The 19,739-nt window shown below is 74.1% G+C and carries 19 protein-coding genes; 6 read left to right on the forward strand and 13 right to left on the reverse strand.

Going from position 1 to position 19,739, the window contains the following annotated elements; genetic code table 11:
- Positions 1-53: 53 nt before the first annotated feature.
- Positions 54-1,247: a spore photoproduct lyase family protein gene (locus AC5RWQ_RS27015; protein ID WP_494285443.1), complete on the forward strand. Its 1,194-nt coding sequence runs from the start codon at positions 54-56 to the stop codon at positions 1,245-1,247.
- A gap of 42 nt (positions 1,248-1,289) precedes the next feature.
- Here the strand turns inward: AC5RWQ_RS27015 and AC5RWQ_RS27020 are convergent, their stop codons facing one another.
- On the reverse strand, positions 1,290-1,970 hold the full coding sequence (locus tag AC5RWQ_RS27020; RefSeq protein ID WP_494285444.1) for an NADPH-dependent F420 reductase: 681 nt from the start codon (positions 1,968-1,970) through the stop codon (positions 1,290-1,292).
- Between the two features lie 182 nt (positions 1,971-2,152).
- Between AC5RWQ_RS27020 and AC5RWQ_RS27025 the strand changes: the two genes are divergently transcribed.
- Entirely contained in the window at positions 2,153-2,755 is a 603-nt protein-coding gene (locus AC5RWQ_RS27025) for a TetR/AcrR family transcriptional regulator (protein WP_494285445.1), read from the forward strand.
- A gap of 19 nt (positions 2,756-2,774) precedes the next feature.
- Positions 2,775-3,551 carry an alpha/beta hydrolase gene (locus AC5RWQ_RS27030; RefSeq protein ID WP_494285446.1) on the forward strand — a complete coding sequence of 259 codons (777 nt, stop codon included), beginning with the start codon at positions 2,775-2,777 and terminating at the stop codon, positions 3,549-3,551.
- 66 nt (positions 3,552-3,617) lie between these two features.
- Here the strand turns inward: AC5RWQ_RS27030 and AC5RWQ_RS27035 are convergent, their stop codons facing one another.
- On the reverse strand, positions 3,618-4,655 hold the full coding sequence (locus tag AC5RWQ_RS27035; protein ID WP_494285447.1) for a zinc-dependent alcohol dehydrogenase family protein: 1,038 nt from the start codon (positions 4,653-4,655) through the stop codon (positions 3,618-3,620).
- Between the two features lie 108 nt (positions 4,656-4,763).
- Complete coding sequence (locus AC5RWQ_RS27040; RefSeq protein WP_494285448.1) at positions 4,764-5,270, reverse strand: DinB family protein; 507 nt, start codon at positions 5,268-5,270, stop codon at positions 4,764-4,766.
- A 112-nt stretch (positions 5,271-5,382) separates the two neighbouring features.
- On the opposite strand from AC5RWQ_RS27040, the gene AC5RWQ_RS27045 reads away from it, so the two are divergent.
- The 3 genes from AC5RWQ_RS27045 (at position 5,383) to AC5RWQ_RS27055 (ending at position 8,057) form a co-directional block, all read left to right on the forward strand.
- Positions 5,383-6,420: a M36 family metallopeptidase gene (locus tag AC5RWQ_RS27045; RefSeq protein WP_494285449.1), complete on the forward strand. Its 1,038-nt coding sequence runs from the start codon at positions 5,383-5,385 to the stop codon at positions 6,418-6,420.
- 124 nt (positions 6,421-6,544) lie between these two features.
- The gene (locus tag AC5RWQ_RS27050) at positions 6,545-7,315 is read left to right on the forward strand and encodes an ABC transporter permease (RefSeq protein WP_494285450.1); all 771 of its coding nucleotides are present in this window, start codon (positions 6,545-6,547) and stop codon (positions 7,313-7,315) included.
- Between the two features lie 73 nt (positions 7,316-7,388).
- Positions 7,389-8,057, forward strand: coding sequence for a DedA family protein (locus tag AC5RWQ_RS27055; protein ID WP_494285451.1), 669 nt, complete (start codon positions 7,389-7,391; stop codon positions 8,055-8,057).
- On the opposite strand, the gene AC5RWQ_RS27060 is transcribed toward AC5RWQ_RS27055, so the two are convergent.
- The 10 genes from AC5RWQ_RS27060 to AC5RWQ_RS27105 form a co-directional block, all read right to left on the reverse strand.
- Positions 8,018-8,866, reverse strand: coding sequence for a M15 family metallopeptidase (locus AC5RWQ_RS27060; RefSeq protein WP_494285452.1), 849 nt, complete (start codon positions 8,864-8,866; stop codon positions 8,018-8,020). The genes AC5RWQ_RS27055 and AC5RWQ_RS27060 overlap by 40 nt on opposite strands.
- Positions 8,863-10,101: a D-alanyl-D-alanine carboxypeptidase family protein gene (locus AC5RWQ_RS27065; RefSeq protein WP_494285453.1), complete on the reverse strand. Its 1,239-nt coding sequence runs from the start codon at positions 10,099-10,101 to the stop codon at positions 8,863-8,865. The genes AC5RWQ_RS27060 and AC5RWQ_RS27065 overlap by 4 nt, the downstream gene beginning before the upstream one ends.
- Positions 10,102-10,265: 164 nt before the next feature.
- Positions 10,266-11,048, reverse strand: a complete 783-nt coding sequence (locus AC5RWQ_RS27070) for a peptidylprolyl isomerase (RefSeq protein WP_494285454.1) — start codon at positions 11,046-11,048, stop codon at positions 10,266-10,268.
- A gap of 73 nt (positions 11,049-11,121) precedes the next feature.
- On the reverse strand, positions 11,122-12,366 hold the full coding sequence (locus AC5RWQ_RS27075) for a D-alanyl-D-alanine carboxypeptidase family protein (protein WP_494285455.1): 1,245 nt from the start codon (positions 12,364-12,366) through the stop codon (positions 11,122-11,124).
- 38 nt (positions 12,367-12,404) lie between these two features.
- Entirely contained in the window at positions 12,405-12,734 is a 330-nt protein-coding gene (locus AC5RWQ_RS27080; protein WP_494285456.1) for a hypothetical protein, read from the reverse strand.
- A 13-nt stretch (positions 12,735-12,747) separates the two neighbouring features.
- The gene (locus tag AC5RWQ_RS27085) at positions 12,748-13,761 is read right to left on the reverse strand and encodes an SPFH domain-containing protein (RefSeq protein ID WP_494285457.1); all 1,014 of its coding nucleotides are present in this window, start codon (positions 13,759-13,761) and stop codon (positions 12,748-12,750) included.
- 510 nt (positions 13,762-14,271) lie between these two features.
- Positions 14,272-15,309: a glycoside hydrolase family 6 protein gene (locus AC5RWQ_RS27090; RefSeq protein ID WP_494285458.1), complete on the reverse strand. Its 1,038-nt coding sequence runs from the start codon at positions 15,307-15,309 to the stop codon at positions 14,272-14,274.
- The gene (locus AC5RWQ_RS27095; protein WP_494285459.1) at positions 15,306-16,937 is read right to left on the reverse strand and encodes a glycosyltransferase family 39 protein; all 1,632 of its coding nucleotides are present in this window, start codon (positions 16,935-16,937) and stop codon (positions 15,306-15,308) included. The genes AC5RWQ_RS27090 and AC5RWQ_RS27095 overlap by 4 nt, the downstream gene beginning before the upstream one ends.
- Positions 16,934-18,865, reverse strand: coding sequence for a glycosyltransferase (locus AC5RWQ_RS27100; RefSeq protein ID WP_494285460.1), 1,932 nt, complete (start codon positions 18,863-18,865; stop codon positions 16,934-16,936). Before AC5RWQ_RS27100 ends, AC5RWQ_RS27095 begins: the two co-directional genes overlap by 4 nt.
- Positions 18,866-19,131: 266 nt before the next feature.
- Entirely contained in the window at positions 19,132-19,539 is a 408-nt protein-coding gene (locus AC5RWQ_RS27105) for a protein-tyrosine phosphatase family protein (protein ID WP_494285461.1), read from the reverse strand.
- Between the last annotated feature and the right edge of the window lie 200 nt (positions 19,540-19,739).

Below are 19,739 nucleotides of genomic sequence, written 5' to 3' on the forward strand. Positions count from 1 at the left end.
CGGCACGGGCGCTCCGGACGTGCGTCCGGGCGTCGACCGGGTATGCGTACCGGATGCGGCCGGAGCAGACCGACGGCATCGACGTCGACGAGCCGCTCGCCGTCGACGTACCCCCGGCACCGCACGACGCCAGCGGCGAGCGGGTGCCGACCCGTGACCTGGCCGGGCTGGCGCCCCCGGCCCGTCCCGCGCGGCGGTGGACCCCCCGCCGGGTGGTCGCCACCCCGGCAGCGCTGGAGCACCCGCACGGGCGGCGGATCGCCGACCGGGTCGAGGCGCTCGGCATCGAGGTGGAACGGCTACGGGCCAACCGACTGACCGGCCTGCGCGGGGAGACCGAGCGGCAGACGTACGCCCGGGCCAAGGCGACCATGGCGATCGTGGTGAGCCCACCGGCACGCCGGAAGCTGCAACCGATCGCGCCGAGCGCCGACTGGCGGGTCGACCTGGCCGAGGGCTGCCCGGCGCACTGCCAGTACTGCTACCTCGCGGGCTCGCTCTCCGGGCCGCCGGTGACCCGGGTCTACGCCGACCTCGACGACATCCTCGTCAACCTGGCCGACTACGCCGGGCGGGGCACGGTGACCAGCCGGAGCGCCGGCCGGGCCGGCGAGGGCACCACCTTCGAGGCGTCCTGCTACACCGATCCGCTGGCCCTGGAGCACCTGACCGGCAGCTGGCGGCGGGCGGTGCAGCACTTCGCCGCCTGGGACGCCCCGGTGCAGCTGCGCTGGACCACCAAGTACGACGACATCGGCGGCTTCGTCGGGCTGCCGCACGCCGGTCGTACCCGGGTCCGGTTCAGCGTGAACTGCCTGCCGGTGAGCACCCGCTTCGAGGGCGGCACCAGCCCGGTGCCGGCCCGGTTGGCCGCGCTGCGCCGGCTGGCACTCGACGGCTACCCGGTGGGGTTGACCATCGCCCCGATCATGCCGTTGCCCGACTGGCGGGCCCACTACGGCGAGCTGCTGGGCATGGTCGCCGACGCCGTCGACGGGGTGCCGGGGCTGGACCTGACCGCCGAGCTGATCAGCCACCGGTTCACCCCGGGCAGCCGGGAGGTGCTGCTCGGCTGGTACCCGCGCACGAGGTTGGAGATGGACGAGTCCCGGCGTACCCGCAAGCACGGGAAGTTCGGCGCGGTGAAGTACGTCTACCCCCGCGATCAGATGGCGGAGCTGCGGTCGTGGTTCACCGGCGAGCTGGCGGCCCGGGTGCCGGCGTGCCGGGTCCTCTACTGGACCTGACCGCCGGTGGGCCGCCCCTGGTGGGGCGGCCGCACCGGGCGCTCAGCGGACGATCTTGAACTGGAACATCGCGGTGTCCAGGGTGCCCATCAGCCGCAGCCAGATCGGGAGCAGCATCTCGGTGCCCCGGGCCCCGGTGATGTCGCCCAGGTCGATCACGTCGGTGTGGCCGAAGCTCTCCAGCAGCTCGGTCACGGTCGCCTTGGCGTCGGCGTCGTTGCCGGCCACGAAGACGGTGTGCTCCCCGCCGGCGACCGCCTTGGGGTGGACCATCAGCTCGGCGGTGAGCGTGTTGAGGGCCTTGACCACCCTGAGCTCCGGGAAGGCCGCCTGGATCCGCTCGGCGAGCGAGTCGGTGTCCTTCACGAACAGGCTCGGCGGGAAGCCCCGGGAGAAGTCGAGCGGGTTGGCGATGTCGAGCAGCACCTTGCCGGCCAGGTTCGGCGCGCCGGCCGCGGTCAGCGCGTCGATCGACGCCTCGCCGTTGGTGGCGTTGACGACCAGCGCGGCGTCGGCGGTCGCGTCGGCGAAGGTGGCCAGCGCGATCTCGGGCTGCTCGGCCGCCCACCGCTGGTAGGGCGGGTTGCCCATGCCGTCGGGTTCGGTGCGGGCGAGGGTGGCGGCGACGTCCCGGGTGCCGATGGTGACCTGGTGGCCGAGCTCCGTGAGCCGGCTCGCCAGGGTCCGCCCGACCACGCCGGTGCCCAGTACCGCGATCTTCATTCTCATGCTCCTGCTGTGTGGGAAGGGTGCCGTAACGTGCGTCGCCATCGAAGCTAACAGACAGGTCTGTCTACCAGCAAGGCGCGGTGCCCATATTCCCGAGCCGCGCTGGCTGCGATGGTGCACAGACGGGTCGGTATGCTTGGTCCCGCCAGGCGAGGAAGAGACCGAGGAGGTGGCGGATGGCGATCACGGCAGCGACCGGGGGGACCCGGCAGTCGGCGCGGGACCGGATCCTCGACACCGCCTTCCGGCTCTTCTACGCGCACGGCCCGCGCGGCGTCGGCGTGGATACCGTGATCGCCGAGTCCGGCGTCGCCAAGGCCACCCTGTACAAGCACTTCCCACGCAAGGACGACCTGGTCCTGGCGTACCTCGACAAGGTCGACCAGGCCTGGTTCGGAGCGCTGCGCGCCGCCGCCCGCGACGCCGGCGACGACCCCCGCGACCAGCTGGTGGGGATGTTCGACGCGCTCGCCTCGGCGTGCCGGCGGGAGGGCTACCACGGCTGCGCCTTCATCAACACCGCCGCGGAGAGCGCCTCGGACAGCGCCGTGCACGCCCGTACCGTCGAGCACAAGAACGTGGTCCGGGCCTGGGTCACCGACCTGGCCCGGCGCGCCGGCGCCGCCCACCCGGACCGGCTCGCCCGCCAACTGACCCTGCTGCTCGACGGCGGACTCGCCGCCGGCGTCCTGGACGCCGACCCCGGCGCGCCGGCGGAGGCCCGGGCCGCCGCCGAGGCCCTGGTGGCCGCCGCATGCCCGGCCACCACGACCGGCTGACCGGGTACGGTGCCAGACCATGGCACTGATGCGCTGTGACTTCTTCTCGGAGGCGCTCGGCCTCAACACCTCGATGACCGTCCTCCTGCCGCAGCGCACCACGTCCCAGATCGGCCTGGCCGGCGGCGCAGGCGAGGGCGACCCGCCGGTGCTCTACCTGCTGCACGGCCTCACCGATGACGACACCATCTGGCTGCGCCGCACCGCGATCGAGCGGTACGCCGCGCCGCTCGGGCTCGCCGTGGTGATGCCCCAGGCCGGCCGGAGCTTCTACACCGACGAAGCGCACGGCAACCGGTACTGGACGTTCCTCAGCGAGGAGCTGCCGCAGCTGTGCCGCTCGTTCTTCCGGCTCTCCACCCGCCGCGAGGACACCTTCGTCGCCGGGCTCTCGATGGGCGGCTACGGCGCGGTCAAGTGGGCGCTGCGCGACCCGGGCCGGTTCGCCGCCGCCGCCAGCCTCTCCGGCGCGCTCGACGTCGCGCACCGGCGGAACCACCCGACCAACCCGATCGACCCGGCCGTCTGGCACACCGTCTGGGGCGAGCGGGAGGTCGCGGGGACCGACGACGACACGGTCGCCCTGGTGCGGCGCGCCGGCGCGGACGCACCCCCGCTCTACGTCGCCTGCGGCACCGAGGACTTCCTGTACGACGACAACCTGCGCTTCGTCGAGGCCGCCCGGGGGCAGGGCGTCGGAGTCACCGTGGACTTCTCCCCCGGCGCGCACGACTGGGCGTACTGGGACGCGAAGATCCAGGACGCGTTGGCCTGGCTGCCGCTGCGCCGGGACTGACCCCGGCCCCGGCGCCCACCGACGGGCGGGCGCCGGGAACTCGGTCGCGCCCCGGCCTCACCCACCTCACCGGGTGAGCACGACCTTCAGCGCACCGGTCTCCGCCGGCCGGGAGAAGACGTCGTACGCCGTCATGATCTCGTCGAGGGCGAACCGGTGGGTCACCATGTTGCCGGTGTCCAGCTGGCCGGCGACGAGCATGTCGAGCAGCCTCGGCGTCGAGTGGGTGTCGACCAGGCCGGTGGTGATGGTGACGTCCCGGATCCACAGTCGCTCCAGGTGCAGGGTCGCCGGCTTGCCGTGCACGCCGATGTTGGCGACCCGACCCCCAGGACGGACCAGCTCGGTGCAGAGCTCGAAGCTGGCCGGCGTGCCGACCGCCTCGATCACCACGTGGGCGCCGAGCCCGCCGGTGACGGAGCGGACCGTCTCCAGGGGATCGTCGTCGGCCAGCACGGTCAGGTCCGCCCCGAACCGCTTCGCCGCGTCCAGCCGGCTCTGCGCCTTGTCGACGGCGACGATGTGCGTCGGGGAGTAGAGCTTCGCGGTCAGGATCGCGGCCAGACCGATCGGGCCGGCGCCCACCACCACGACGGTGTCGCCGGGACGCACCTGCCCGCTGAGCACCCCGACCTCGTACGAGGTGGGCAGGATGTCGGCCAGCAGTACGGCCGCCTCGTCCGACACCGACGCCGGCAGCCGGTAGGTGGACAGGTCGGCGAACGGGATGCGGGCGTACTCGGCCTGCACGCCGTCGACGGTGTGGCCGAGGATCCAGCCACCGCCACCGAGGCACTGCCCGTAGCTGCCCTGGCGGCAGTAGGCGCAGACGCCGCACGCCGAGATGCAGGAGGCGAGGACCCGGTCGCCGACGCTCAGGGTGCCGACGCCGTCGCCCACCTCGACCACGGTGCCGACCGCCTCGTGGCCGAGCACCCGGCCGGGCCGGACCTCGGGCACGTCCCCGCCGAGGATGTGCAGGTCGGTGCCGCAGATGGTCACCGCGTCGACCCGGATGATCGCGTCCCGGGGGCCGGCGATGGTCGGCTCCGGGACCTCGGACCAGGACCTCTCGCCCGGCCCGCCGTACACGAGTGCCTTCATGGTTCCTCCTCACGCCGTTGTCACCCCCCACGGTTCTCGTCGGGGTGCGCGGCGGGGAGGGTCTTCCGGGCCGGTCCGTCGGGACCGAGGTCCCGACGGACCGCAGCGTCAGGCGCCGACGGACCCGTCGACCGCCTCACGCAGGAAGTCGGCGTGGCCGTTGTGCCGGGCGTACTCGTGCAACATGTGCAGCATCACCAGCCGCAGCGACACGTCCTCGCCCCAGCGGGCCTGGTGGCCGGTGACGTCCAGCGACTCGGCCTCCCGCTCGATGCGGCGGGAGTGCTCCACCTCCCGCCGCCACACCTCGAACGCCTCCGGGCCGGTCGAGCCGGCCGGATCGTACGCCGCCTGGAAGTCGCCGGTCTCCGACCAGATCAGCGGGACGTCCTCGGCGGCGATCACCCGCCGGAACCAGGTCCGCTCCACCTCCGCCATATGGCGCAGCAGCCCGAGCAGGGTCAGCGTCGACGGCGGCGAGGCCGGGCGGCGCAGCTCGTCGTCGGTGAGCCCCTCGCACTTCATCGCCAGGGTCGCCCGGTGGAAGTCGAGGAAGGCGCGCAGTGTCTCGCGCTCCCCCGCCCGCAGCGGCGGGCCGATCCGTTCGGTGGTCACAGGTGGTCCTCACTGGGCTGACGGGCCGGCGACGAGCGGTCCGTCGAGGGTTGGCAGGGGTCGCCACGGAGCCTAGTCTCGGCGCACCGATCCATTCTCGAAGGGATCATGCATGAACCCCCATCTCACGCGATCCGCGCTGGTCGCCACGGCGGTCACCGCGGCGCTGGTCGCCGGCGGCACGACCGTCCAGGCCGCCGGCGATCCCTACGGCAGCACCGCCGGCGCGACGGCCTTCGCGCCCAACCCGGTCCAGCAGCTCGGCGACCAGACGCTGACCGACCAGAAGGACGCCGACTACCCGGCGCTGGCCGGGGCGTACCGGTCGGTGCTGCTGACCAACCTCGACTCCTCCGGCACGCTCACCGGCCGGTACGTGGTGGTCAAGAGCAAGACCGGCACGCCGGCCCGCGCGGTCGACGGCAACTTCCCCGCCTGGCACCGAGACGCCGACCAGTTCGAGCAGGTGATGGGCTACCACTGGGTGAACACCGCCCAGGCGTACCTGCAGTCGCTCGGCTTCGGCGGCACCCTGCGCCCGGTCAACCAGCGCCAGATCGAGCTGCGCATCGACCAGTACGGCGGCGACAACTCGTTCTTCCGCGAGGACAAGGCCAACATCACCCTGGGCAAGGGCGGCGTGGACGACGCCGAGGACGCCGAGGTGATCGTCCACGAGTACGGCCACTCGGTGCAGGACGCGCAGGTGCCCGGCTTCGGCACCAACCTGGAGTCCGGCTCGATCGGCGAGGGTTTCTCCGACTACCTGGCTGTCGTGGTGACCAGCTGGGCCACCGGTACACCGACGAAGACCCCGGAGGCCTGCGTCGCCGACTGGGACGCCGTCTCGTACACCCGTACCGCGCCGCACTGCCTGCGCCGGCTCGACGGCACCAAGGTCTACCCGACCGACGTGCGGGGCGAGGTGCACGCCGACGGGGAGATCTGGTCGGGGGCGCTGTGGGACATCCGCGGCGCCCTCGGCGACCGGCAGGCCAGCACGCTGATCGTGGAGGCGCAGTTCGCCTTCGCCAAGGACACCACCTTCCGGGACGCCGCGCTGGCCACCGTGGACGCCGCGCAGCGGCTGTACGGCGTGCCGGCCGCCGCGGCGACCCGGGCGGCGTTCGAGGCGCGCGGGATCCTCTGACCGCGGACGAGGCAGTGTCGGCCGGGCGCGAGCCGGCCGGGGCGGGGCCGTCACGGGATCACCCGGGGCGGCCCCGCCGCCGTCGGAACCGGCGGGCGGTCCCGGCACCGGCGAGAATGCCCGGGTGAACACCGCCTCGGTCTCCCCCGGTCCGACCCTGTACACGGTGGTGGCCGCGCTGGCCCTGGTCGCCGCGGGCGTCGTCGCGGTCAGCCGGCTCGGGCCCGGCCGCGCGGTGCTGACCGCCTCGGCGCGGGCCGTCCTGCAACTGGGCGCGGTGTCGCTGGTCATCGGCGGGGTGCTCGGCTCGTGGTGGGCCACGGTCGGGTTCGTCGCGGTGATGTTCGTGGTGGCGTCGGTGACCGCCGCGCGCCGCATCGGCGGCGTGCGTACCGGCTGGCCGGTGGCGGTGCCGATCGCCGGCGGGGTGGCCCCCACCCTGGCCCTGCTGGTCGGCACCCGGGCACTGCCCGCCACCACCCTGGCGGTGCTGCCCGGCGCCGGCATCCTGATCGGCGGCGCGATGACCGCCACCACGCTGGCCGCCCGCCGCGCGCTGGACGAGCTGCGCACCCGGCACGGCGAGTACGAGGCGGGCCTGGCGCTGGGCTTCAGCCCGCGCGACGCCGCCCTGGAGGTCTGCCGCGTCCCCGCCGGCCAGGCGCTGGTGCCGGCCCTGGACCAGACCCGTACGGTCGGGTTGGTCACCCTGCCCGGCGCGTTCGTCGGCGTGCTGCTCGGCGGGGGCAGCCCGGCCCGGGCGGGCGCCACCCAGCTGCTGATCCTCGTCGCCCTGCTGGCGGTGGAGGCGGTCGCCGTCGCCGGCACCGTCGAACTGGTCGCCCGGGGCGTGCTCGGCGCCGCTTTACGGTTACCGTCGCGGCCTCGGGGGTAGCGGATGTAGTGCCGGTCGCGAAGGACCGACGCCGACGCCCCTCCGGAGGTCCCCCGTGCCGACAATCACCGCGATGACACAGGCCGGCCCCGGCCTGCTCGACCCCGGTTCGCTGATCTCCGCGTTCGGTCTGCTCGGCGTCCTCGCCGCCGTGTTCGCCGAGTCGGGGCTGCTGGTCGGTTTCTTCCTGCCGGGCGACTCGCTGCTGTTCACCGCCGGGCTGCTCGTCGCCGACGGGCACTACCTGCACCAGCCGCTCTGGCTGCTCTGCCTGCTGGTGGCGGTGGCCGCCATCGCCGGCGACCAGGTCGGCTACCTGTTCGGCAAGCGGGTCGGCCCGTCGCTGTTCCGCCGCCCGGACTCGCGGCTGTTCAAGCGGGAGAACGTGGCGCGGGCGAACCGGTTCTTCGCCCGGCACGGCGCGCGCTCGCTGGTGCTGGCCCGATTCGTGCCGGTGGTGCGGACCTTCACCCCGATCGTGGCCGGGGTGAGCCGGATGCGGTACCGGACGTTCCTCATCTACAACGTGGTCGGCGGCGTCGCCTGGGGCACCGGTGTCACCGTCCTCGGCTTCTTCCTCGGCCGGGTCCCGTTCGTCCGGTCGAACATCGAGTTCATCCTGATCGGCATCGTGCTGGTCTCGGTCCTGCCGATCGGCGTGCAACTGCTACGGGCCCGCCGCCGCCGCACGGACGGGACGGGTCAGCTCAACGACGACCTGGCCACCGGAAAGTCGAAGTAGGTGTCGGGGTAGGGCTCGGCCGCGAACCGGTAGTGCCACCACTCCCGGTCGTAGTTGACGAACCCCTCCCGCGCCATCAGCCGCTTCAGCAGTTGCCGGTTGTCCCGGGCCACCCCGGTGACCCGCCGGTCGTCGGTGTGCGCGAGGGCGTCGAAGCAGTCGAAGCCGGTGCCCATGTCCACGCCGCCGTCGGCGAAGCGCCGTCCGGCCGGTTCGGTGCACGGCACCAGCGGCTGGCCGGCGGCCCAGGTGGCCCGGGCCGGCGCGGGCAGGGGTTCCAGGGTCAGGTCCAGGGTGCTGCCCCGGCTGTGCGCGGTGGGCGTGCCGAGGTACCCGTCGTCGAAGAGCTTCGCCTTGTCGACCCGGGGATAGAACTCGGCCTTCATCTGCTGCGCCGCCGGGTCCTGGGCCCAGCGGACGAAGTCGTCGACCGCCCGCTGCGGGCGGTAGCAGTCGTACACCCGCAGGCTGCGGCCCTGGGCGCGGGCGGCGTCCTGGACCCGGCGCAGCGCCTCCGCGGCCGGCCGGGTGAGCAGGCAGAGCGGCTCCGGGTAGCCGTCGATCGGCCGGCCGACGAAGTTGTGCGCGGTGGCGTACCGGATGTCGACGGCGATGCTCGGGTCGACCTCGGCCAGCAGCACCACGTCCGCCGGGGCGCGCGGCCCGCTGGGAGTGCGTGACGGGGCGCTCGGCACAGGCCGGGGCCCGGGCGGTCGCCCACAGCCGGTGAGCAGCGCCGCCACGACCAGCGCGGCGGCCAGCGGCCGCGACCAGCGGCCGGGCGGGTGTCGCGGCCGGCCGGGGGTCATCGGTGCCGTCGGACGGCCCGCCGGCGGCGCAGGGCCAGGAGCAGCCCGGCGACCCCGCCGACGAGGACCCCGGCCGACAGCGCGGCCAGGGGGCCGGGCCGGTTCCAGCGGTGGCCGACCGGGTCCACCCGGGCCGGGCCGCCGGCGGCGGCCAGCGCGGGCGGGGTGGCGCGGGTCGCCGGCGCGGGCGAGGCCAGCTCGTCGGGGCGGACCAGCCGACCGACGGCGGCGTCCCGGGGCAGCCCGAAGCCCCAGTCCAGCAGGGCGGCCCCCTGCTGCCAGCCGCGCTTGTCGACCACCTCGGCGCCGAGCAGGGTCACCACCAGCCGGCGACCGCCGCGCTCGGCGAGGCCGACGTAGGTGTGCCGGGCCAGATCGGTGAAGCCGGTCTTGCCGCCCAGCGCCCCCGGGTACTGGTAGAGCAGCTGGTTGTCGTTCTGAATCTGGAACGCCTTCTCGTGCAGCGCCGGCTGGGCCGGGACCATGGCCTCCCGGGTGGCGGCGTAGCGGCGGAAGGCCGGATCGGCGAAGCAGGCCCGGGCGATCAGGGCCAGGTCGTACGCGCTGGTGAACTGCCCCGGGGCGTCCAGGCCGGAGGCGGTCACCGCGTGCGTCTGGAGGGCGCCGAGATGGCGGGCCTCCTCGTTCATCGCCCGCAGGCCGCCGGCCAGTCCGTCCGGGCCGCCGCCGAGCCGGGCCAGCGCGTTGGCGGCCTCGTTGCCGGACTTGAGCAGCAGCCCCAGCCAGATCGTCTCGATCGGGTATTGGCCGTCCTCGGCGAGTCCGACCTCGGAGCTGCCCGGCTCGATGTCCAGGTCCCCGGCGGTCATGGTGGCCACCTGGTGCGGATCGAGTTTCGGCAGCATGGTGGCGGCGAGCAGCAGCTTCTGCACGCTCGCCGGGGTGGCGTACTCGTGCGGGCCGCAGCCGCCCAGCACCGCGCCGCTGTCCAGGTCCGCGACCACCCAGGTGGTGGCGGGTACGGCCGGCGGCGCCGGGGTGCCTGCGGGCCGCACCAGGCCGGCGGTGGCCAGCTCCGCCCCGCCCACGGCCCGCTGCGCCGGGTCCGACCGGGGCGGCGCCGGCTGCGACGGCCGGGACACCGCGGGTACGGGCGGACACGGCCCGGTGACGACGGCGCCGGCCGCTGCCGGAGCGGCCGTGACGGGCGGCGCGCCGACCGCGGCGAGCGCGACGGCGGCGAGGACGGCGGTGGTGCGGACCCGGGTTCTCACTCTGTCGCACGGTAGCGAGGCGACCCGGGCTGCCCCGGCGATCTCCGGAAGACGCCCGCGGGACCGGGCCGGACCGGTACGATCGCCGGCCCGGCCGCCCGTCACCGGCCGAGGGCGGGTGGCCCGGCGGGGCGACCGGAGTCACTGCCCCGCCGGGCGCCGGCTCAGCGACCCCGGGTGGCCCGGCAGATCTCGACCGGCAGGGCCGGCGCACCGTCGATCGGCGCCGGATCCTCCGGGGTGGCCGCGATCCCGCCGGCCGCGATCCGGTCCAGGGTCGCCAGCCCGGCGGCGTCGATGGTGCCGAAGACGATGTAGTTGGGACGCAGCGCCGAGTCGGACTGGACCAGGAAGAACTGGCTGTCGTTGGTGTCCGGGCCGGCGTTGGCCATCGCCAGGGTGCCCCGGGCGTAGAGCCGGCGGACTCCGGTCGGGTCGGTCGGCGCCGGCGGCAGGTCGGTGGGCAGCTCGTCGGCGTACCGGTAGCCGGGACCGCCCTCGCCGGTGCCGGACGGGTCACCGCACTGCAGCACCTTCAGCGTGGGGTACGCGGTGAGCCGGTGGCAGGGCGTCCGGTCGTAGAACCGGTGTCTGGCCAGGTGCAGGAAGCTCTGCACGGTGCACGGAGCCTGTTCCCGGTCGAGGGTCAGCCCGATCGGGCCCTGGTTGGTGCGCAGGGTGACCCGGACCGTCCCCCGGTCCGGCGTGCGCCGGGGGTCGGGCGGCAGCGGCACCGGCCGGGCCGCCGGTTCGTCGGGTGTCGGCGTGTACGCGCACGGCCCCCTCGTGGGCTCCGGCGTCGGCGCGACGGACGGCGCGGCGATCGCGGCGGCCCCACCGGCGGCGATCATCGCGGCGGAGGCCAGCGCTATCCCGGCGAGGCGGGACAGCGCGGTGGCCGGTCGACGTCGTGGCGGTGCGGCGTGCGGTCGGGGTTCGCTCGACACGTGGGTCCTCCCTGGACTCGTGGTACCAGAAAGACCGGAGTCTATGGATCGGGCGCCCGGATGTCGACGACGGTCAACCCTGGGCGCGTCGCCGGCCCCGCGGGCTCCGCCGCCGCCTGCCGATCGCGATCAGCACCGCGAGCGCCCCGACCAGCACCGCACCGCCGCCGACGACGGCCCCGCCGAGCCACTGCGGCGTGCCGTCGGACGGGGGCCCGGCAGCCGCCGGCCGGTCTCCCGCCGCCGCCGGCGCGGGAACGGAGGCCTGCCGGCTCAGCTCGTCGGGGTCCACCAGCCGTCCCACCGAGGCGTCCCGGGGCAGGGCGAAGCCCCAGTCCAGCAGGCGGGCGCCCTGCTCCCAGGCGCGCACCGGCCGGGCCTCGGCGCCGAGCTCGGTGACCACCAGTCGGCGGCCGCCGCGCTCGGCCGCGCCGACGTAGGTGTGCCGGGCCAGCTCGGTGAAGCCGGTCTTGCCGCCCAGCGCGCCCGGGTAGCTGAAGATCAACTGGTTCTCGTTCTGGATCTGGAACCCGGGCTGACGCAGGGCGGGCTGGGCGGGGATCTGGGTGCGTTCGGTCAGCGCGTACCGGCGGAAGGTCGGGTCGGCGAAGCAGACCCGGGCGATCAGCGCCAGGTCGTACGCGCTGGTGAACTGGCCGGGCCCGTCCAGGCCCGACGGGGTCACCGCGTGGGTCTGCAGGGCCCCCAACCGCTGCGCCTCGGCGTTCATCTGCGCCACCCCGGCCCGGGCGCTGCCGGCACCGAGCCGGGCCAGCAGGTTGGCGGCGTCGTTGCCCGACTGGAGCAGCAGGCCCAGCCAGGCGGTCTCCACGGAGTAGCGGCCGTTCTCCAGCAGCCCCACCGCGGAGCTGCCGGGGGTGATATCCAGGTCGGTTCGGGTGACCGTGGCCACCTGCTTCGGGTCGAGCTTCGGCATCATCGTGGCGGCCAGCAGCAGCTTCTGGACGCTCGCCGGGGTGCCGTACTCATGCGGGCCGCAGGCGCCCAGCACCGCGCCGGTGTCCAGGTCGGCGACCAGCCAGGAGGTCGCGGTGACCGGCGGGGGCGCGGGAGTGCCGGGCGGAACCACCAGCCCGGGGGTGGCCAGCGCCTCGCCGCCCACCGCACGCTGCTCCGGCACGGGCGCGGGCGGCACCGGCCGGGGCGGGCGCTTGACCGGCGGTGGCGGCACCGCCAGCTTCGGGCAGGGCACCGCGGCCCGCGGCGTGGCGGTCCGCGGCGTGGCGGCCGCCGGGACGGCCGTCCCGGCGGTGAGAAGGACGGTGGCGGTCACGGCGGCCAGGACCCGGGCTCTCATGGACACGCACCCTATCGGGCAAGATCGCGCCCTCGACGTCACCCGCCCGGCAGGCCGGCCGCGCCCCCGTTGAGATGGAAGGCCCGCTCCTCGGCGACCTCCCGGGCCCGCAGGAAGCGCGTCGTCCACTCCGGGTCGCCGTCCGGGATCCGCTCGACGACGTGCTCGTCGAGCGCTCGGCCGCCGGGCGGGGCGAGCACGACGGCCACCACCGTCGCCCCGTCCCGCCCGTGGTGAGTCACCTGCCAGCGGGCCGCCCGGCGGGCCCGCCGCTCCCGCCCGGCGCCGACCGCCCGCAGCAGCAGATACGTCAGGATCGTGGCGGCCAGCGCGACGCCCAGGCCCAGCAGCGGTACGACGACCCGCACGGCGACCTCCGGCTCACTTCAGGGGCACGGTCGCGCCGGCCCCCGGGGCGTACGTGGTGACCCCCGGCGGCAACGCCTTGATGATGTCGATCTGGGCGCAGGCCGAGCAGGCGTCGTAGCCCTGCTGGCGGGTCTTGTTCGCGTCCGCCTCCGCCTTGGCCTGGGCCACCTTGGCCTGGGCCTCGCTGACCGCCGCGTACGCCGCCTGGGCCTTGTTGACCGCCTCCTGGACGGTCGCCGGCAGGGTGACCCGGGCGAGGTTGAACTTGATCCCCTCGAAGAACTCGCCGCCGAGCATCTCGGCGAGGTCCTTGGGCAGGCTGCTGTTCACCGCCTCCTGGACCTTCGCGATGTTGGTGTTGTTGGCCTGGCCGGCGGCGTCGGGGTTGCCCGGGGTGGCCGGGGCGCGCTGCGCGCCGTTCTGCACCAGCGCGCAACTGGAGACCAGCTCGGCGCAGCGGAAGCTGCTGATCTGGATGCGCAGGTCGTTGTCGATGACCGGGCGGACGATCGCGTCGAGGAAGCTGCTCCACCCCTCGTCCCCGTCGTAGGCGTAGCGCAGCTCGCCGTCGACGCCACGGAACTGCCGGGTGCCGAACTTGGTGTCGAACTCCTTGAGCACCTTCGGGTCGAGGTTGAGGGTGAAGTAGATGGTGCCCTCGATGCCCATCTCCACTCCGTCGCTGGACGGGGTGTTGACCACGTCGATGCCGGCGCGGTCGCCCCGGGAGCTGTCGGCGGTGATGGTGTAGAAGCGCTGCTGCGCCGGGTAGCGGTGCATGGTGGAGTAGAGGCCGGTCCAGGTCCGGCCGGAACCGGCGGGCACCACCTGGCGGACCCGGTTGTTGTCGAACCAGCCGCCGTTGCGGACCACGCCGACCTCGCCGCCGGCGGTCTTGTCGAAGCCGCCGATCAGCATCGTCAGCGCCACGATCAGCACGGTGACCCCGGCCAGCACCGCCCCGACGATCGGCCCGATCCGCGCTGCCGGCATCGCCGGTCCGCGGCGGTTGCGCTGTGTGGTCATCTTCGCCCCTCCCCCGATCGGGTACGGATCCCGCCCGTACCTCGGGATCAGGTTGACACCCGCCGTCAACCTGCCCCGCCGACGTCGGCGCTGATCGAAATCCGGCCACCCGCGTTGAACGATCTTCGGCCCGTGCCCGTATTCCTGCCCGACAGATGGAAACGCTCCCGGCCGCCGTGCCGGATCGGCCGGGCGGCGATTTCCGTACGCAGGTGACGCCGCCGCGGCGGGCCCGCCGACCGCGCCCGACGCCCGGTCCCACCTGCGCCTGCACCGTCACGCGGCACCGCCGACGTCGGCTGCGCACCCTCGGCAGCCATCGTCGGCGGCCAATTCGAGGAGAGGTACATGGCCAGGCCTACGCAGAAACACGCTGTCCTGAAAGTTGCCGGGATCGGCGCCTTCGCGGCGCTGCTGCCGGCGCGCCCCGGCGGGTTCCTTCCCGCCGGGGCGCGTCGGGCGACACGCTGACCGGCCGCCACCTGCGCGAGTACGTCTCCCGTCGACCCGTCAGCCCTGGTCCACGACCGGTGCCGGTCGGGCCGCCCGCGCGGCGGCCCGGTCGGCCGCCGGCAACCAGGTCGCCCCGGTGATCAGGGTGCGGGCCTGGGTGGGCGTGAACAGGTACGTCCGTTCACCACCGCACTTCCCGTCGGACTCCCCCGGGCCCTTGATCCACAGCAGGGCCGCCAACCCCGGCCGGTCCGTCACCGGTCGGGGCGCCTCCCCGAGCGCCTGCCGCCGCGGGTTGCACCACTCGTCGTCCCGGCCCGGCTCGTCCGGCGGCGGGCCGGCACCGTTGCGGGAGGTGTCGATCACGAACTCCCGGCCGCCCACCAGGTCGGACAGCTCCCGCCCCCAGCGGTAGGTGTCGGCCGTGGTCTGCCGGTTCGACACGTTCACCGCGAACCCCTCGGCGTACGTGATGCCCGAGGCGAGCAGCCGCTCCGCGGTCTCCCCGGTGGAGCGCCACTTCGAGTGCCCGGCGTCGAGGTAGACGGCGTGGCCGGCTGCGGCCAGCTGCTTCGTCGCCTCGGTGAGCAGCTCGCCCCGGGCGGCGTCGAAGCAGTCCGCCGCGATCGCGTCCGGCTCCATCACCACCGCCGACCGGGTACGCCCCAGTGCGGCGATCAGCCGGCCGATGTAGTCCCGGTACGCCTTCGCGTCCGGGGCGCCCTCCTGGAAGTTCGCGCAGCCCCGGTTGGGGATCCAGTACGCCACCACCACCGGCAGTTCGCCGCGTTGTCCGGCCCGTCCGGCCAACTCCGCCACCGGGGGCACGTCGCGGGGGTCGTTGACCCAGCGGGCCTGCGGTCGGTCGGTGACCGGGTCGAGCCAGCCCGCCCGGTGGGCCGCCTGCCAGCGCGCCGCCGCGGTGTTCCGGTCCACGTACAGGGTGGCGCCCGGGAACAGCTTCTTGGGCAGCGCGTAGGTCAGCGCCGGCGGGTCGGGGCGCAGCGTCGTGTCGGGCCGCTGGGCGCAGCCGGCGGTGAGCGCGGCGACCAGCGCCAGGGCGACGGCCGGGACGACCCGGCGGGGGCGGTTCACGACAACCTCCACTGCGCGCTGACCCGGAACACGCGTACCCGGTCGTCGCCGGTGCCGAAGCTGGCCACCGGTACGGCGTGCTTGCGGGCCTCCATCAGGGTCGGATACTTCTCCGCCGCGTCGGCGGTGCGGTAGTACCAGTCCGGCACCACCAGGTAGTCGATCCGCTTGACGCTGCGCTGCACCGCCGGGTCGGTGTCGAGCTTGTAGACGATCACCGGCTGCGGGTCGTACCCGTAGTGGTGCACCAGGTCCGTCCAGATCGCGTCGTGCACGACCAGGGTCTTGTCCCGCGGCACGTTGCGGGCCACCCACTCGGTGGCCGACTTCAGCGGGGGCTCCTCGGTGACGGTCATCATCCGGCGCAGCTCCGGCACCCAGGAGACGGTCGCCACGCCGGCCAGCCCCAGCACCAGCAGGCCGGCCAGGGTGACCCGGAAGCCGTACCCGAAGCCCTGCGCCGCGCGTCGACGCAGCCAACCGGTCGGCACCAGGCCGGGGGTGCCGGCCAGGGCGGCGAGCACGCCGGCCACCAGCAGCGCGCTCCACGGCAGCAGGTTGATCACGTGCATGAACGGCACGTAGCCGCCCCGGACCAGCACCAGCCAGCCGATGGCCAGGGCGAGGGCGGCCGGGCGGAGCCGGCGCACCAGCAGGGCCAGCGGGAGCGCGGCGAGGCCGAGCAGCGGCAGCCAGTGGTCGTACTGGAGCCAGTTCTGGACCTGCTGGTGGGTGGCGCTGCCGGCGTCGAGCACCGAACCGCTGGAGTCCCGGCCCTCCAGCTGCCACTGGGCGGTGCCGAGCAGGCTGTTGTGCCCGGGCCCCTCGAACAGTTCGCCCTTGAAGAGCGCGAAGAGCGGGTACATCGCCATCAGCAGGAAACCGGCGAAGCCGGCGGTGACCAGCACCTGGGCCCGGTTGCGCCGGTCGGTGTTCTGCAGCATCGCCCAGACCAGCGCGGGCAGCAGCAGCAGCGAGGTCTCCTTGGTCAGCGCGGCCATCGCGAAGGCCAGCGCGGCGCCGATGCCGGCGGCGATGCTGCGCCGCGGCGAGTACGCGAGCACGAACGCCAGCAGCAGCCACGGGGTCACCAGGTTGTCGAGGAACGTCCACCGGCCGTAGACCACGGCCAGCGGGGAGAGCCCGAACAGCAGCACGGCGACCGACGCGGCGACCCGGCCGAAGCCGAGCCGACGACCCAGCACGTAGAGCAGGCCGGCGCTGGCCAGCCGGGCGATCAGCATGCATTCGTTGCCGAAGGCGAGCGCCGAGTCGTACCGGTCGAAGCCGTTGGTCAGCGCCGCCCACCCGGCGATCTGGATCCAGCCGGCCGGGGCGTGGTCGTAGAAGTACGAGTAGGGCGAGAGCTCCCCCTCGTACCGCAACGACCACGCCTGGGACAGGTAGGTGCCCGGGTCGTCGACGTACCCCGGGAAGCGGGACATCCCCACCGCGTGCACGGTTCCCACCAGGACGAGCAGCGGGACCAGCAGGGCGATGCTGCGGCCGTGCCGGGCCGCCCAGACCTGCAGGCCGACGCGGGCCCGCCGGTGCGGCGGCAACGCCCGGTCGATGTCGGCCACGTCGCGCAGGTCGAGGTTGACGGTCGTCTCCAGCGTGCTGGTCACGCGCCCACCCCCGCCGTCGCCGGGACCCGGCCGCCGTCGCCCGCGGGCGCCGCGCCCAGGTGCGCGCCGCTGTGCGCGGTCTTCACCCAGTTGGTACGCCCCGAGACGTGCCGCAGCAGCGCCCACACCCCGGCCACCGAGAGGACCACCTGGTACGGGTAGCCGCCGATCACCACGCCGAGGTGGTCGCGCAGCCGCACCTTCTGCCCGAACGTGCGCCCGAACTGGTGCAGCATCAGCACGTCCAGGGCGATGGTGAGCAGGCTGATGCCGAGCGGGACGCTGGCCAGCAGCGCCACCACGATCGGCGACTTGTGGGTCAGCGCCAGGGCCAGCGCGACCGGGGCGAAGACCACCGAGAACGCCTGGAAGAACTGGAAGCCGAGCACGTAGACGGCGAGGATCTTCTGCCACAGCCGGGGCAGGGCCAGCCACTCCCGCTCGGTGAAGACCTGGATGAAGCCCTGCATCCAGCGCACCCGCTGGCGGACCAGGCCGCGCAGGGTGTCCGGGGTCTCCTCCCGGGTCACCATCTCGTCGATGTAGACCACGTCGACGTCGTAGCCGAGCACCGACGCGACCATGCCGATCTTGCAGTCCTCGGTGAGGCAGTCCTCGTCCCAGTACGCCCCGTACCGCTTGCGCAGCGCCTCGAGGAACTCCCGGCGGAAGAAGACGGTGTTGCCGCCCAACGGCATCACCTTCGTCGCCGCCTGCAACTTCAGCCGTGACTGGAACCACTTGTAGTACTCCAGCACGTTGGCCGCCCGCCACCAGCCGGAGCTGTTCGCCCGCCACCAGCGGCGCAGCCGGGGCAGCCGCCCGCTGGGTAGCGGCATTGTGCGCGGGTCGGCGCTGAAGTTCATCAGCTGCACCCCGCACTGCACGATCCCCGCGCCGGTACGACGGAACCGGTAGTCGACCATCCGCAGCAGCCCGGGGTGGAAGAGGTCCTCGGCGTCGGCGACGCCGATCCACTCGTACGGGACGCCGAGCCGGGTCAGCTCGCGCACCGCGGCGTTGAGCCCGATCGGCTTGTTGTGCACGTCGGTGTCCTCCGGGTACGGCGCCACCAGCACCCGACCCGGGTAGCGGGCGGCGGTGGCATGGGCGATCGCCGCGGTGCCCGGGTCGTCGGGGTGGTCGATGATCGGCACCACCCAGTAGTCCGGGTGGTCCAGGTTCGCCAGTCGCTCCAGGGTGTGCCCGGCGACGGCCTCCTCGTGCCGCATCGGCACCAGGATCACGCCGGGCAGCCGGGGAGCGTCCGGCTCGCCGTACCGGTCGGGGTCGTTGTGCTCGGGCAACCACCACTTGTACAGCTGGAAGGCCAGCGTGGTGACCGCCACCGTCAGCATGAACAGCGAGACGGTGACCACGAAGACGTCCAGGAAGAGGATCGCCGGCACGCAGAGCAGGGCCAGCGCGGCGACCAGCCGGCCGAGACGCCACGAGGTCGGCAGCGGGCGGCGGCGTGCGCCGCGGTAACGGGGGCCGGGGGCCGCAGTGGCCATCGGGGTACCTGCCTTGGAGGAGAACGACCAGAAGTGGTCGGAGCAGTAGTTGACGACCGTGCCGGCGGCGAGCAGACCCCAGTACGCGGCCGTCACGCCGGTGACCGGCGCGACGAACGGGAACGCCAGGAGGCTGAGCAGGGCACTGCCGCCCCGGGCGGTCTGGAACCGCCACCACCGGCGGGCCCGCCCGCCGGACCGGCCCGCGGTGCGCCGACGCCAGGTGAGCTGGTCATGCGCGACGAAACTGAGCTGAAGGGTGAGCACGAGCTGGACGGCGTTGGCGGTCGCGGGAGCGACGCCCCACCCCATCAGCAGGTGCAGCACGACGTGGCCGACCGCCGCCACGACGCCGCCGATGGCCAGGAAGAGCCACGGCTCACGCCGACGGGCCAGTCCGATGAGCGGATGCACGCTGTCCTTCCGGGTAGGTCGGCGCGCCGATTGCGGCGCGCGTCGAGGGTTGGCGGCCACGCTGCCGCAGGCGGGAGGAACCCACCGGGACCGGCCGGACGTCGACGCCACGACAGGGTGCGACCCGGTGGGGAGGACGGTCCCCAACGGGTCAGTGCCGTTCTCCTACCCCCCGTGAGCAGGGTGAATCTTGGCGAGACAAGGACCACAAGGTGCGGGACGACGCGTAACGACGGCAGCGCTTCCGGCGCTTACGCGAATCGCGGTCAGGGCAGCCGACGGAGCCAGGCGCGCTGCCACGGGGTCTCGACCGCCCGCGGGTGGTAGCGCTCGCGCACCCAGCGCACCGCGTCCGTCGACGGCAGTCCGTCGAGGACGGCGAGCGCGGCGAGGGCCGTGCCGGTCCGGCCGACGCCACCCCGGCAGGCCACCTCCACCCGTTCCCCGGCGCGTGCCCGGCGCAGCGCGCCGGTCAGGGCGTCCAGGGCGTCGACCCGGTCGAGCGGCACCCAGAAGTCAGGCCAGCGGATCCGCCGGTACGGCCAGGCCGGCGTGGGGCCGGGGGCCAGCAACAGGGCGAAGTCGGCGGTCGAGGCGGGCTCGCCGATCCGGCGTCCACGCACGGTCGCCCCGCTCGGCAGGACGACCAGCCCGATGGACGTCGACCACTCCATCCCGCGATTCTGCCCCGCCTGGGCACAAAGCAGCGCCGCCCCCGGGCCCTGGCGGGTCGGGGGCGGCGCTGTAGGTGTCGGTGTGCAGGTCGCCTCTCGGCGAGTGGCACGACGCGGCTCCAGCCGAACGGTATTCCGCGAAGGCAATTTAGGTGAGGCCCGGGGACACTGAACACACCGACACCCGTCACAACACGCTA

It is taken from the genome of Micromonospora sp. BS32 (assembly GCF_059089345.1).

Bases quoted from the DNA above. Each gene is read 5' to 3' on its own strand.
- AC5RWQ_RS27015 (WP_494285443.1), top strand. From the start codon at position 54: ATGCGGCCGGAGCAGACCGACGGCATCGACGTCGACGAGCCGCTCGCC.
- AC5RWQ_RS27020 (WP_494285444.1), bottom strand. From the start codon at position 1,970: ATGAAGATCGCGGTACTGGGCACCGGCGTGGTCGGGCGGACCCTGGCG.
- AC5RWQ_RS27025 (WP_494285445.1), top strand. From the start codon at position 2,153: ATGGCGATCACGGCAGCGACCGGGGGGACCCGGCAGTCGGCGCGGGAC.
- AC5RWQ_RS27030 (WP_494285446.1), top strand. From the start codon at position 2,775: ATGGCACTGATGCGCTGTGACTTCTTCTCGGAGGCGCTCGGCCTCAAC.
- AC5RWQ_RS27035 (WP_494285447.1), bottom strand. From the start codon at position 4,655: ATGAAGGCACTCGTGTACGGCGGGCCGGGCGAGAGGTCCTGGTCCGAG.
- AC5RWQ_RS27045 (WP_494285449.1), top strand. From the start codon at position 5,383: ATGAACCCCCATCTCACGCGATCCGCGCTGGTCGCCACGGCGGTCACC.
- AC5RWQ_RS27055 (WP_494285451.1), top strand. From the start codon at position 7,389: ATGACACAGGCCGGCCCCGGCCTGCTCGACCCCGGTTCGCTGATCTCC.
- AC5RWQ_RS27060 (WP_494285452.1), bottom strand. From the start codon at position 8,866: ATGACCCCCGGCCGGCCGCGACACCCGCCCGGCCGCTGGTCGCGGCCG.
- AC5RWQ_RS27075 (WP_494285455.1), bottom strand. From the start codon at position 12,366: ATGAGAGCCCGGGTCCTGGCCGCCGTGACCGCCACCGTCCTTCTCACC.
- AC5RWQ_RS27085 (WP_494285457.1), bottom strand. From the start codon at position 13,761: ATGACCACACAGCGCAACCGCCGCGGACCGGCGATGCCGGCAGCGCGG.
- AC5RWQ_RS27105 (WP_494285461.1), bottom strand. From the start codon at position 19,539: ATGGAGTGGTCGACGTCCATCGGGCTGGTCGTCCTGCCGAGCGGGGCG.